A 14,727-nucleotide genomic window follows, 5' to 3' on the forward strand; every position below is an offset into this window, starting at 1 on the left:
CACGTATCACAAGCGCCGCCAGAGCGACTGGCCCGCAGGCCTTGATCGCCACTGGGCCTGTATCGGCAATAAATTTTTGCCGTAATAACAAGCTGTTATCTGCTGGCACAACAAATGCTTTCTTACCCCCAAAGCACAGAACCTTGTATCGCCAGCCCCGGCCTGGAGATGCAACAACCTGCGTGAACCCCGACGCTAAACGCGTCCGGGGTCATCTAGAGGAGCGTAAGGATGGCAACGCCTGTTACAGCGTCACCGATCAACATGCCCACGGTAAAAACCGTGGGCTTTCTGGTGATACCAAACTTCACCACCATCGGTTTTGCCTCAGCCATCGAAACCCTGCGAATGGCCAACATGGCCGCTCGCTGTGAAATGTTTCGCACCGTGATCATCGCCCCTACCCTGGACCCGGTCACTGCCAGCAATGGCATGCGCATCCTGCCCGACCATGTGGTGGGTGAGACGCCAAAACTGGACATTTTGCTGGTGGTGGGCTCAAACCCCATCGTGTCCCATCTCAGTAGCCGGCCGGTGCTCAACTGGTTGCGCAAGCTGGCCCACGAAGGAGTTGCGCTGGGCGGAATTTGCACCGGAAGCTACTGGCTTGCCCGCGCGGGTTTGCTCAAGGGGTATCGCTGCACCATTCACTGGGAAGACATCGAAACCCTCAAGGACCATTTCCCGGGGATCATTATTTCCAATCAGCTATTTGAACTGGATCGCGACCGCTACACCTGCTCGGGCGGCGTGGCGTCGATGGACATGACCCTGCAACTGATCGCTCGCGAGCCGGGTGGCCGGGAAATCGCGGCCCATGCTGCCGAACTGCTGCTGTGTGACCGGGCGCGGGGAGCGCAGGAGCAGCAACGGGTGCCGCTGCGCCAGAAGCTGGGGACCTCCCAACCCAAGCTCAGCCAGGTGGTAGCCATCATGGAAGCCAACCTTGAAGAGCCGGTCAGCCTTGAAGACCTGGCGCGCTTGAACGAGGTGTCGGTGCGTCAACTGGAGCGTCTGTTTCACAAACACTTGCAGCGCACACCGAGCCAGTATTACCTGGAACTGCGCCTGGCCAGAGCGCGAAGCCTGTTGCTGCGCAGCGAGTCGCAAGTACGCGATATCGCCCTCGCCTGCGGCTTTGTCTCGGCGGCACATTTTTCGAAATGTTATAGCCGGTTGTTTGGGGTTTCGCCGATTGGCGAGCGCAAGCAAGTGGCGTTGCACTGAGCCCTGCCCACAGGCCAAAAACCTGTGGGAGCGGGCTTGCTCGCGATGGCTTTGACGCGGTCTGACAATCAGTACGCATCGATGCAATCGCGAGCAAAACCGCTCCCACAGGCGTATTTCAGCGGTGTATTTTAGTCTTGCAACGCGGTGTGCGCTGTTTCGCGACTGGCCAGCATCGCAACCAGCGCCACCGCAGCCGCTGCCAGCAAATACCAGGCCGGGGCCATTTTGTTGCCGGTCATATGAATCAGCCAGGTGGCAATAAACGGGGCAGTCCCGCCGAACACCGCGTTGGCCACGTTAAAACTGAAGGCAAATCCGCTGAAACGGACCCGGGTCGGGAAAATCTCAGCCAGGAAACACGGCAAGGTGCCGTCGTTCATGGCCAACATCGCGCCGAAGGCAATCTGAATCATCAGAATCACCAGCAGCGACGGGTTGCCAAGCATCCCGAACAGCGGAAATGTCAGCAGCAAAAACAGCACCGACGCGGTGACCAGCATGGTCTTTCGGCCATAACGGTCAGACAGCGTGCCCATCAGGAAAATCAGGCCGATATAGGTCGCCAGCGACACTGTCGAGGCGATAAACGAATCACTCTCGCTCATGCCCATTTCAGTCGACAGATAGGTCGGCATGTAGCTGAGCAACAGGTAGAACGCCACGGCGTTCAGGCAGGTCACGCCAATCCCGATCATCACTGCCCGACGATGCACGGTCAGCAATTCACGGACCGGTGCATGGGTCGCACACTCCTTGGCTTCAAGCCGCTGCTCCATTTCCAGGAACTTGGGTGAGTCCTGCAGGTGCACCCTGATATAGCGCCCTACCAGACCAAAGGGGGCCGCCAGTAAAAACGGCAAACGCCAGCCCCAGTCATGAAGGTTTTCGGCAGTCATCAAAGCGTGCATTCCGGCAACAAACATCGCGCCAAACAGCAATCCTGCTGCAGTGCTCGCGGGCACAATGCTGGTGTAAAAACCACGCTTGCCCTCGGGCGCGTATTCGGCCAGGAACGCCGAGGCCCCCGCATACTCCCCCGACGCTGAAAACCCCTGCATCAGGCGAATCAACAGCAGCAACGCCGGGGCCCACAATCCGATTTGGTTGTAGGTAGGCAGAATGCCGATGCAAAAGGTCGAGAGGGTCATGATCAGAATCGACCAGGACAAGGCACTGCGCCGTCCGTACTTGTCGCCAAAATGACCCCAGACCAGACCACCGATGGGGCGCACGATAAACGACAGGGCAAACACCGCGAACGTCGCCAGCAGTCCTGTTGTGGTATCGGTTTGGGGAAAGAAGGTCAGCGCAATGACAGTAGCCAGGTAGCCATAGGCTGCGTAGTCAAACCACTCGACAAAGTTGCCCATGAAGCTGGCCGTCGCAGCACGTCGCAAGGCCTTGCGCTCGCTGAGGCGCTCCGTTTTCTGCTCGAGGGTCAGAGGTAAAGAAAGGCTTGGACTTGGGATACTCATTGAGCACCTCCGGAGAAAGAGATGCTGGGTTGGAAAACGGCAAGCGACGTCGGGACGCGGGACATGACAGATACCCTCATTGTGTTCTTTTTGGCAGGGGTAAACAGGTCAGAAAACGCTGCGTAATCTGCGTACGCATGCGCTGGTATCGGGCTTGGCAATTTTGTGGGAGCGGGCTGGCCCACTCCCACAGGGGCAACGCAACTCTACTTCTTGATGATGTTGTGCTGCGGGCCGTACGGGAAATGAGTAATGTTCTCCCCGCCCTGTTCGTTGACGATCAGGATGTCATGCTCGCGATACCCGCCCGCACCCGGACGACCTTCGGGAATCATGATCATCGGCTCGATGGACACCACCATGCCCGGCTCCAGCACCGTGTCGATGTCTTCACGCAGCTCCAGCCCGGCTTCGCGGCCATAGTAATGGCTGAGAGTGCCAAACGAGTGGCCATAGCCAAAAGTGCGGTATTGCAGCAGGTCATGCTCCAGGAAGATTTCATTGAGTTGCAAGGCGATGTCCGAGCAACGCATGCCGGGCTTGATCAGTTTCAGACCGGCCTCATGCACCTGGACGTTAACTTCCCACAGCCGTAAATGTTCGTCCGAGCAATGATCGAGAAACAGGGTGCGCTCCAGCGCCGTGTAGTAACCGGCAATCATCGGAAAGCAGTTGAGACTCAGAATGTCGCCCTTGTTCACTTTGCGGCTGGTCACCGGGTTGTGCGCACCATCGGTATTGATCCCCGACTGGAACCAGGTCCAGGTGTCCATTAGCTCGGAATCGGGAAAGGTACGGGCAATTTCCCGCACCATGGCCTGGGTCGCGTGCAGCGCCACTTCATATTCGGGCACCTGATCACGCAGCGCTTCCACGATGGCCGCGCCGCCAATATCGGCGATCCGTGCACCGTGGCGAATAATGGCGTGTTCTTCGGCTGACTTGATCATGCGCATGCGCATGCACGGCGCGCCAATATCCACCAGCTCGGCCTGGGGGTAACGGCTGGCGAGCTTGTCGCGATTGAGCAGGTTCATGTGATCGAACTCGATCCCGATGCGACCGGCCTTGGGCAGCGCCTGCTGGATCGCGACAAAGTAGTTATCGCGCTGCCAGTCGGTATACACAATGTTGTCGGTGCCCATGGTCCGTCGCCACGGCTGGCCGCCATCAATATTGGCGCTGATGGTCACCGCACTGTCCTGAGTCACCACCAGCGCATAGTTGCGGCCAAACGAGCAGTACAGGAAATCGCTGTAATAGTTGAGGTTGTGATAGGACGTGAAGACCGCAGCGTCGATATTGTTCTGCGCCATATAGACTCGCAGCTTCGCCTGACGGTTGGCGTACTCCTGGGCCGAGAACGTGGGAGAGACCTTTTCACCGTTTTTGATCTGAATGGTTTTCGGCATTTGCATGTCTTGGGTCCTTGTCTGTGATCGAGCATCAGAAGCCGCCAGAGGGCGAGTCGTTGAGGATCATTCGAACAGATACAAGAACGATTTTTTTGTGCGAATCCGACCTGTAGTTGATCAGATCCGCTCTGAGGCAAGGACAGGCATGAAGATCAAATCCAAACAACTGCCTCCTCCTTTGCCGGATGACCTTGCGAGCAATATCAAATAGCCATACCCTAGAAAAGCGTTACCGTGAATACACGGAAAACCTCCAGGGATATTTGAACAAGGATGATTGCTTTGCCTTCAGCTAAGGCCCGCAGCACCCTGAGTCGCCAATGGGAGCTGCTGCAACAACTGCCCAAGAGCGCACCCGGAATAACGGTCAGCGAACTGCTGATACGCCTCAACAATGCGGGCTACAGTATTGGTCGGCGCAGTGTCGAGCGTGACCTGAACGACCTTTCGCTTACATTTCCGCTGCAGTGCAATAGCGCGGGAACCCCTCAGGGCTGGTACTGGAAACCCGGTGTCAGCGTTGAACTGCAAGGAGTGAGTCTGACCGAAGCGATCAGCCTCGCACTGGTCGAAGACGCTGTTCGACCTCTTTTGCCTGCCAGCATGTTGAGTGTTCTGCAGCCTCGCTTTGCCCATGCACGCAGTAAACTCAAGGAGCTGAGTGACGATAACCCGGCTGCGCGCTGGCTGGATAAAATAGCCAGCATCCCCCCGGCCCTGAACCTTCAGGCGCCACACATCTGTCCCCGGATCCTCGAAACACTGCAGAGCGCCTTGCTTGGCGAACAGCAATTGCAGTGCAGTTACTACGCAGTGCATGCCGACAAGACCAGTGATTTGACGTTAAACCCTCTGGCGATGGTTCAACGTGGCCAAGTGACCTACCTGATTGCCACAGCGCCGCCCTACACGGATATCCGGCAGTACGCGGCACATCGTTTTCTGGGCGCCACCACGCTCGAAACTTCGACTCAGGGGGCACAAGCGTTCGACTTGAAAGCGTATCTGGACAGCGATGCACTGCAATTTGGCTCACCGCAAAAAATCAATTTCAAGGCATGGCTCAGTCAGCAACAAGGCCGCCTGATTCGCGAAACACCTCTGGCCCCCGACATGCGCATGATCGAAGTCGATGACGGCTACGAGGTGTTCGCCACCTTGAACAATACATGGCAATTGCACTGGTGGATCTTGTCCCTGGGCGAGCAACTGGTCGTGCATGAGCCTGCATCACTGCGCCAACACATAGGCAACATGTTACGCCGTGCCGCAGCGGCCTATGAGGAAACGCCAATCTATCGCTGATCACTCGCGACCCATTCTGTCGCCCCCCTGTGGGAAAGTCGCCAAAAGGATCAACGGATAAACGTTGCCAGCAGTATTTACGGATTAGCACGCGTTTGTGCGGGCATCAGGGATTACCCAGTGAAGACATCGAAAAACGCCAGACGCATGCGCAAAACCCCGAGTCATACCCCTAAGCCCTCGAAACACAGCACCTTTGATGTACTGGTACTGGCGACCATGAGTGCAGGCAAGAGCTCATTTATCAATGCCCTGATCGGCCAGGAACTGCTGCATGCGGCCAATGAAGCTACCACCGCATGCATCACCAGTGTCAGCCACAATCCAGATGCAGAGCACTTCAGCGGTGCCTGTTTTTCCTATACCAACCGTGAGTTGTTTCGCCATGAACATGCCAGCGCGCAATTGTTGCGCGACTGGAATGCCAACCAGAACGTCAAGCGCATTAACTTGAACGGCAACTTCAGCATTGTACCGCCCCCGCCCAAAGGGCTGGTCCTGCACGATACCCCTGGCCCCAATAACAGCCAGGACGATCAACATGCACAACTGATGCTTGAAGCGGTTCGCACCATTGATTTCAATGCGCTGTGCTATGTGCTCAATGCCAGTCAATTGGCCACCCAGGACGATCGCGCCTTTTTGCAGCAACTGCAAAAAGAGTTGCAGGGCAAATCGCAACCGATTTATTTCATCCTGAATAAAGTCGACCTGCTCGATCCTGATCGCGGCGAAAGCGTTGAGCGCTATGTCGACAGTGCTCATCGATACCTGAGCAGCCTGGGTTTTGCGGCGCCCATGATCATACCAACCACAGCCATTACAGCTCTGTATGCGCGCAAGTCACTGCGCCAGGAGCCCCTGAGTTTCAAGCAGCGACTATGGCTTGAACAAGCCCTGGATGAACTCGAAGAAAACAAGCGCGCCCTGCTCCATGCCGCGGCCGTGCCGCAGACCGTCAAGCGCCATGGGTTGCAGGCCTTGAGCACGCTCGAAGCCATGCACTCGAATACGGCACTTGATCAGTGCGCACGGGAGCGCAACGCCTTACTGCAACTGGTGGCCGCCAGCGGCCTCAACACAGTTGAAACCCTACTAAAACGCCAATCCGGTGGCCACGCTATGAATACGATTCTCATCAAGCACAACCCCTTCACCGTCGATACCAGCTTCCTGATCAACGATCAACCACCGGCCGAAGGCTGCAAGCTGTCGAGCTACAAAGAATCTCGCCTGCAAGTATGGGTTGAAACCCTGTTCGATGAACTGGACTACCTGTTCAACGGTGACAACCGTTACACCATTACCTTCCACGGAGTGGAGTCGGATTACCTCGACATTGTCGAAGCCGCAGGCATTGCCCGCGACAAAGGCATGCAGATCGAACTGACCTGGGCTCCAACCCAGGAGACCGAAAATCGCCTGTTGCAAATACGCCAACTGATGGACGAAGCCCGTCAGCACCCGCAGTTCGAACGCTTTATCAACAGTAATGATGAGATCAGCAGATCTTTTGAAGAGGCCTTCAACCGCGATTTCGACGTGTACGTCGTGGCCACCATGTCTTCCGGCAAGTCGACCCTGATCAACGCCATGCTCGGCCGCGACCTGTTGCCGGCTGCAAACGAAGCCACCACCGCGACCATTGCCCGGATCACGGATAACACCACAACGGGCTCGAGCTTTACGGCGCGTCGCTTGACCGACAAGGAAATCATTGTCGACAGCGACGATGATGTGTCACTCGATACGCTCAAAGCCTGGAACGCGCAACCCGATACCTTTCGCATCGATCTTGAGGGCAATATCCAGGCCTTTGAGTCGCGAGACAGTGTTCGCCTGGTATTGACCGATACCCCCGGCCCCAATAACAGCCAGGACGCAGAACATCAGCGCACCACCATGGGTTTTATTCAGGACTCCACGCGCAACCCGCTGATCCTGTACGTGCTCAATGCGGGCCAACTGGCGACCTGTGATGACAGGAACCTGCTGGGCCTGGTTGCCGAAAGCATGTGCAAAGGCGGCAAGCAAAGTAAGGATCGCTTTATTTTCGTGATCAACAAGGTTGACGACTACGATCCGGAAAAAGAAGACCTGCCAGGCATGCTCAACCGGGTAAGCACTTACCTGAGCAAAAATGGTATTAAAAACCCGCTGGTGTACCCGATCTCGGCCGAACTGGCACGCCTGATCCGAAAACCCCAGGACACCCATACCGCAAAAGAGCGCAGCCGCTACAAGGGCATGGCCGACTTCTTCACCGAAGAGGCCAGCATGAACCTGCTGCAATACATGCCGGTTACATCCCGGGTCAAACAGGCGCTGCACGCCAAAAGACTGTCACCGTTACTGCAAAGCAGTGGCTTGCCGGCGGTGGAGACCATGATTGATGAGTACATCGACAAGTACAACTTCCCTCACCGCTTAAAGCGCGCCTACGACGCCATGTCCAAGGCGATTGAAGTGGGCCTCAATGAAGCCGAACTGATCGAGCAATTGCAGGTGGACGAGCGTGCGCTACGCCATACCAATGAAGAAATAGAAGCGCTCACCCAGCGTCAACAGAAGGGTTTTGACACCGCAGCTTACAAGGACAAGGTGACCCGCGAAGGCAAAGCGCTGCCAGAAGCCACCGAAGTTGAACTCAAAGAGCTTGAACGCTCCATCGACCAATTCCTGAAAAAACAGGCGTTAGCTTTCGGCCACGGTCAGACCACAGTGAGCGCCGCCAAGGGAAAAATTGAAGATTTGGAAAAGGAGCTTCACTTCCAGCACAACAAACTGATCAATGCCTATGAGAACGTGTTTGTCTCCAGTCAGAACGCTATTCGCCAGGACCTTGAGCAGGAATACAAGCGCTATATCCTCGACCTGTTCAACGGCACGGAACATATGCATCTGCCTATTCTGGAAGGCATCAAGAAAACCGTGGGCGATATTTCGTTCAACCTCGGCGTCAAAGGCAACGAAATCAAACAGCGCGACATCGTCATCGGCTCTTATGAAGTCAGCGACAGCACATGGTACAACCCCTTCTCCTGGGGCTCGACCCGCACCGTGAAACAGTACGCCACTGAAGACTATGTGAACCTGGGGGAACTGTGGAAAGAACGCGCCACGATTGTCGAAACCCAATTGTCCAGGCTGGTGGACAGTGCCCGCGATCATATAGAAACCGGGAAAAACCGCCTTATCGACCAATTCCTCGCCTTTATGAACCAGGAGTTCGATACCCGGTTCAATGAACTAATGACTTCGCTGCAAGAAAAAATGCAGGACAAGCACGCCCGCGAACTCGCCATCGAACAAGCCAAGCACCTGCATGCCTGGATCAGTGCATTCAAAGCCAAACTCGACAACACCTTGGCGGTGTAACTGGAGCGCTTATGACACCTGTATCAAAAAGGCTGGAAGACGTGCGCCTGGCGTTGCTGAGTGCTCTCAATGACCCCCGGACCAACGTTCGCCTGCTGCGCGAGCTGCTGGCCCAGGCGCATTCGCAAACCCCGGAGTTGTTCGTCCCCCATCAAGTAGACACCATCTTCCCAGGAATTGAGAGCAACCAGCACAAATGGGGCGCGGACTATTTGAGCCGCCACTCCACCATCGCACCGTTCAACTTTTCCAGAGAGCGACTGGAACACATCATTGAAGTGTTCGATTACTGCCAGAAAAATGGCCACAAAGACTTTGCGGCGCCTGCGGGCACCCCTCAAATCAGCGATATGCGCACTGCGCAGAAGGTACCCATGAACGGCTCTTTTACCCCCTCATCAAACCTTGAAAAATTTGTCGCTGAAGGTGACCTCCTGACGATCCGTACCGCGTTACGGCTGGAGTTGAACGACAACCGTCTGAGCGGGCAAACGCTCAAGGCAGCCCTGACCTGGACCCAGGCCAAAACCCCGAATCTGTGTGAACCTCTGGCTGAAAAAGCCTTTGCCCGCGGTATCAACCCCGACCCTGGGCAGTGGGACGTCGACTACTATGGCGATCAGGTGGTGTACCTCAAAACCAACTTTGCCAAGGAACGCTTCGAGCATCTGATCGAAGTTCGCGAGCACCTGCGCGAGCGCCGCGTCGATGGCTTTGAGCCGATCAGTACAGCCGCCGCGCAAGAGCCGCCCCGAGCTTCAGCCCCGCCATCATCTCCACAACCTGCCAGCACCCACACCCATCGCGCCCAGCCTGCTCCCCCAAGCCAGGAACTGAGCCCGGCATTTAAAAAGGCATTGTTGATCGGCGGTGCGCTTGCAGCGTTCGTGATCCTGCTTGTCACCCTGGTGAAATGAGCCATGACCAAGACCACCCTGAACCCTTCAGCCGTACGCGAAATCCGTGAAAAAGCCGCCATTACCCTAGAGGCCGGGCGCGCGCTGATCAATCGCAGCTACTTGTCAGATATGGGACGCTATCCGGTCCATGCCTTTGCCCAACAAGGCGCGGTGTTTAACCCGGCCAGTGATATGCGGATTTTTCGCATTGAACGCATCGTTCAGGAAAACAAGCAGTCGGTGCTCGAAAGCACAACTGCGGCCTATACCGCCCTGGGAGCCGCCGGTTACTCCGTGTTCCTGTACCTGCGCTGCGATGGCATCGAAACCCATCTGTACATCGGCACGCGGGGCGAACCTGGCAAAATGCTCGGCCACAACTCCGGCGAACTGTTGCGCGAAACCTTCAAGGGGCATTTTTCGGGCAGCGCTCTGTGCCCGCTCAAAGCACAAGACGTCGACGCGCTGCTCAATGGTCTCAAGGCAGAAAAAGCCAACCCATCCGCCAGTATCACTGCGGTTACCGGCGTTCCGGCATTATCCACCGACAACCGCGAACACTTTATGCAGGGCCTCGAGCGCTTTATAGACGCGGCCGAGAGCCGTAAATACCAGGCCTTGATTCTGGCCGAGCCCGTGTCGGCGCAAAATCTGGACCTGATACGCGCAGGCTACGAACAAGTGGCGACGCAACTCTGGCCATTGCTCAAGCAGCAACTCGCGTTTGGCGAACAAGAAAGCGACAGCGTCGGCCTCAGTTTCAGCCAGGGCCTGAGTGAATCCCTGGGGCAAAGCCTGGGCCTGACCGAAACCAAAGGCACCTCGCACACTACGGGGACCTCTACAACCGAGACCCAGGGGACTTCGGAGTCCGAAGTGGCACAAAGCACCACTGCAAAAATGGCAGGGCTATTTGACAAGTCTCTGGGCGCGCTACTCAGCGAACAACGCACCACTGGCACCAGCCAGTCCACCTCCCAGGGCACCAGTGACAGCCACGCCACCTCCTGGAGCGAGTCCTCGGCCCGTACGACCTCAAGTACTAACGGCACCAGCACCACCGATACCCAGTCGCTGAACAGAACCCTGGGCGCCAACCGGCAAATATCCATTGAAACGGTCGACAAGACCATCGAACAACTGCTTGGCAAGATCGACCATCACCTGGAGCGCATCGACGAAGCCAAAACCTACGGGGGCTGGAACTCGGCGGCCTACTTTATCGGCGACAGTTCTGCATCCTCGGTGTCGTTGGCAAGCATTTTTCTGGGACTGACCCGTGGCAGCAAGTCGAGCCATGAAGACTTCGCCCTCACCACCTGGAACTCCAGTCCCAAGTCGGCGGTGCTGGACTGGCTCACCACCTTCACCCATCCCCGGTTGAAGCCGGACTTCTCCAGCAGCGTACCGATCAGCTACCTGACTCCCGCCACCTTGATCTCCGGCAAGGAGATGGCGATCCAGTTGAGCCTGCCGCGGCGCTCGACGTCCACGGTGGCGGTGGTTGAAACCCAGGCCTTTGGCCGCAAGGTGCAACGTCTGGATGGCACTTCCCATGCTCAAGGCGAAGCCAGAACCCTGACCCTGGGCCACATTCGCCATTTGTGGGAAAATCTGCCGCAAAGCATTTCCCTGAGCCTGGACCAACTGTCGAGCCACGTGTTTGTTAGCGGTTCAACTGGTGCCGGCAAAAGCAATACCTTGTATGAAATGCTCAACCAGATCAGCGCGGCGAAGATTCCGTTTTTGGTCATAGAACCCGCAAAAGGTGAATACAAACACGTATTCGGTCAGCGCAGCGATGTCCATGTACTGGGCACCCATGCGGGCCACAGCGAGCTACTGAGGATCAACCCGTTCTGCTTTCCTGATGCGATCCATGTTCTGGAGCACGTTGACCGCCTGGTAGAAATTTTCAACGTTTGCTGGCCCATGTATGCAGCGATGCCGGCCGTGCTCAAAGACGCCATTTTGCAGGCCTATGAGACCTGCGGCTGGGATCTGGACACCTCAACCAATAACATCAACGACCAACTGTTCCCGACCTTCACCGATGTGCTCGCTACTCTTGAAACCGTCATCGAGGCCTCAGCTTACTCCCAGGAGCTCAAGGGCAATTACATCGGCTCATTGGCGACGCGCATCAAATCACTGACTAACGGGATCAACGGGCAGATTTTCAGCGCCAATGAAATCGACAGTCGTGTGTTGTTCGACAGCAATGTGATCGTGGACCTGAGTCGAGTCGGCTCTGCCGAGACCAAATCGCTGATTATGGGCATCCTGATCATGCGCCTGAGTGAGTACCGCCTGGCCACTGGCGGCATGAACCAGCCCTTGCGCCATGTGACCGTCCTCGAAGAGGCCCATAACATCCTCAAGCGCAGTACCGGCGAAGGTTCGGCGCAAGGCTCGAGTGTCGGCGCCAAGTCCGTTGAAATGCTGACCAATGCCATTGCAGAAATGCGCACCTATGGCGAAGGTTTTATCATCGTCGACCAATCGCCACATGCGGTCGACATTGCGGCAATACGCAATACCAACACCAAAATCATCATGCGCCTGCCCGATGAAATGGACCGCCGTCTGATCGGCAAATCGGTGGCCCTGCGTGATGACCAACTGGACGAGATCGCCAAACTGCCCAAAGGGGTGGCCATCGTTTATCAAAACGACTGGCTGGAGCCGGTCTTGTGCCAGATCAAAAAGTTTTCCGGCAGCGAACAACCCTACGTCTTTCAGCCCAAGGCACAGAGTCGTTCAGACACCAAGAGGTTCAACCTGAACGTGCTCAAACTGCTGTTGGCACGTCGTATTCGCCAGCGCGTAGAGGTGGATCTGGCGCTGTTGGAAAACACACTGCTACATTCCCCATTGTTGGCTCGGAGCAAGATCGCCCTGTTTTCGGCCATCAAACAACAGCGTAATGGGCAACCCCTTACCCTCGACAAACCCGAGGCCTTCGCGTCTTGCGCACAGATTATCGTTGACGTTCTCGGCTGCCGGCGCGCCGTTCAACAAATCATTGAGCACGCCAGCGATTATCAGGACCTGAGTGATCAACTCAACAGCCTGCTGATGGCCTGTACCACGGACCTCTGTGCTGAATTGGCCCTGGCGGCTCAACAGTGCCTGATGAAAGATTACAGCCTGCAACACCCCAGCCATCTGCAGATTTACGCCGCCTGGCATAAACACCTTGAAACCGGATGTGTGGCATGAAACTGGAAAACTTTGCGAGCACCCCTGTAGAAGTACCTTCGGCCCTGGCCTTGCTCGCCCGCGAAATGCCCGACAAGTGCATCATCATTGCTGAACTTGATCTTCCGATTGTCCTCACACAGGACAACCGCCTCGAGTTACCGCCTATCAGTGCAGAAAACCGGGAACGGCTCAAGGACATGGGCATCCCGACAAGCGTTCTGGATGCCATGGGCAGCGAAGCGGAAGCCAGGATCTATGAAGATGCCAACCTTGAACCAGCGGTGGTTAACGGTAGGGATGTACTGATACGTACCGATATTGACTACGAACAAGAGGATTTCGACGGCAACACCAATCTGGAACGCATGAAAATGGGCAAGGCACCGCTCGACGCAACCAACAGACCCATAGAATTGCATCATATCGGCCAGCAGCAGGATTCACCCCTGGCGGAGTTAACGTGCAAAGAACACAGTGCCAACGGCAATGACAATGTGCTGCACAACAAGCAAAAAGAATCTGAAATAAACCGCGAAGACTTCTCCAAAGAACGAAAAGAACATTGGAAGGCACGAGCCGAGCAAGTAGAAACCCAGCGTCAGGAGGCCCCACAGCCATGAAAAAGTTAGCGCAACTGGTTGCACAACACCACGCCACTATCCGCCCGGCTGACGAGGCCAGTATCGAAGCTCTACAGAAAAACCTGGGATTTGATCTTTCCAACGAGTACATCACCTACCTGAAGACGTTCGGCAGCATTGACCATGATGGGGATGAAACCTATGGCCTGGGGGTTCCTGAAGACTATTACTTGAATGTCTTGAACATTTACCAGGAGCTTGAGCCCGAGCTCAACTACCCCAAACAAGCCCTACCGCTGCTCGAAATCGGTGACGGTCACTACTATCTGTACGACAACCAATCGCACAAGGTTCTGGTTTGGGCAAAGCCCAATGGCGGTGTAGTCAGGGTCTGTGATGAGAGTCTTGAAGACTTTTTGTCGAAAAAGTTATTCGGCCAATAATCTGATGGCGACGTCGACTGCAACCGCTTCGATGGAATGAGCCAGAGCCAAACCCCGGCTGCATCGCTGCACCGGGTGTTGCAATGACAAAACCCAGCACCTGTAACCGAAGGCTGCAACAAGGGCCGCCTGACCACACTTTTGCGCGAGCAACTGTCCTCGCTCCCACAACACAAGGCCGGCGCCCATCACTCGTGGAAGTTCGCGTGTTTGAATTAACCAGCTATTTCGTCCTGTTCCTGGTGGCATTCGATGCTGTTAATTCTTCCCCACACACCACATTCTCTTCAGAATAAAAAAAGGACTGTCGAGTTAAGTTACCTGTCAAGGTTGTAGGATCGACTATCAAAAACGAGGACGTTAGAGTTGGCCAGCCTTAGTTACATGAGCATTACAGGCAAACGTCAAAGATTTATTTAAGCGGTCGGTTGTTACCTTGGTACCAGACATTTTATTGATGGTTGCCTCCTACGGTATTCAAGCTATACAAGCCGTTGATGAGGGAATGGGCTACAAGAGATCGGGACCGAGCGCGCAGAGCTGGAGTCCAAGGCAAAATTCCATGCTCAAAACAGTATTGGGGTCTTAGCAGGCTGGATGAAAATTGAAGCGGAAATAGTGTTACAGAAGCGACTGGCGGAACACTGAGCTCACTTGCTGACGTTGTACTTGGCGCGAGAGAAAACTAAGCAACACGATTTAATTTTGGTATGTAAACACGCAAGCCAACCAAGACCAACACACTATAGGTTGACGCGTAGGCAATGTATAAGGCTCGTCCTTCGAGGGGGAAAACT

Annotated in this window: 9 protein-coding genes; 7 read left to right on the forward strand and 2 right to left on the reverse strand. The window is 55.6% G+C overall.

The window, feature by feature from the left end:
• The first annotated feature begins 231 nt into the window (after positions 1-231).
• On the forward strand, positions 232-1,227 hold the full coding sequence (locus RGV06_RS04265; RefSeq protein WP_019822443.1) for a GlxA family transcriptional regulator: 996 nt from the start codon (positions 232-234) through the stop codon (positions 1,225-1,227).
• A gap of 131 nt (positions 1,228-1,358) precedes the next feature.
• Here RGV06_RS04265 and RGV06_RS04270 read toward each other — a convergent pair whose 3' ends face one another.
• Both RGV06_RS04270 and RGV06_RS04275 read right to left on the reverse strand, forming a co-directional pair.
• A complete protein-coding gene (locus RGV06_RS04270; protein WP_401013849.1) occupies positions 1,359-2,600 on the reverse strand; it encodes an MFS transporter in 1,242 nt (413 codons plus the stop codon).
• A 311-nt stretch (positions 2,601-2,911) separates the two neighbouring features.
• A complete protein-coding gene (locus RGV06_RS04275) occupies positions 2,912-4,123 on the reverse strand; it encodes a M24 family metallopeptidase (protein ID WP_046808835.1) in 1,212 nt (403 codons plus the stop codon).
• Positions 4,124-4,402: 279 nt separating this feature from the next.
• Between RGV06_RS04275 and RGV06_RS04280 the strand changes: the two genes are divergently transcribed.
• The 6 genes from RGV06_RS04280 (at position 4,403) to RGV06_RS04305 (ending at position 13,930) form a co-directional block, all read left to right on the forward strand.
• Positions 4,403-5,425: a helix-turn-helix transcriptional regulator gene (locus RGV06_RS04280; RefSeq protein WP_322149462.1), complete on the forward strand. Its 1,023-nt coding sequence runs from the start codon at positions 4,403-4,405 to the stop codon at positions 5,423-5,425.
• Positions 5,426-5,545: 120 nt separating this feature from the next.
• Positions 5,546-8,803 (forward strand): dynamin family protein, encoded by a 3,258-nt coding sequence (locus RGV06_RS04285; protein ID WP_322149463.1) that lies wholly within the window; start codon positions 5,546-5,548, stop codon positions 8,801-8,803.
• An 11-nt stretch (positions 8,804-8,814) separates the two neighbouring features.
• Positions 8,815-9,720: a hypothetical protein gene (locus RGV06_RS04290; RefSeq protein ID WP_198822440.1), complete on the forward strand. Its 906-nt coding sequence runs from the start codon at positions 8,815-8,817 to the stop codon at positions 9,718-9,720.
• A 3-nt stretch (positions 9,721-9,723) separates the two neighbouring features.
• Entirely contained in the window at positions 9,724-12,924 is a 3,201-nt protein-coding gene (locus tag RGV06_RS04295; RefSeq protein ID WP_198822439.1) for an ATP-binding protein, read from the forward strand.
• Complete coding sequence (locus tag RGV06_RS04300) at positions 12,921-13,526, forward strand: HNH/ENDO VII family nuclease (RefSeq protein WP_198822438.1); 606 nt, start codon at positions 12,921-12,923, stop codon at positions 13,524-13,526. The genes RGV06_RS04295 and RGV06_RS04300 overlap by 4 nt, the downstream gene beginning before the upstream one ends.
• A complete protein-coding gene (locus RGV06_RS04305) occupies positions 13,523-13,930 on the forward strand; it encodes an SMI1/KNR4 family protein (RefSeq protein ID WP_198822437.1) in 408 nt (135 codons plus the stop codon). The genes RGV06_RS04300 and RGV06_RS04305 overlap by 4 nt, the downstream gene beginning before the upstream one ends.
• Positions 13,931-14,727: the final 797 nt, after the last annotated feature.

The sequence above is a fragment of the Pseudomonas sp. CCI3.1 genome, assembly GCF_034313985.1.
In the GTDB taxonomy this organism is placed as follows: Bacteria; Pseudomonadota; Gammaproteobacteria; order Pseudomonadales; family Pseudomonadaceae; genus Aquipseudomonas; species Aquipseudomonas psychrophila.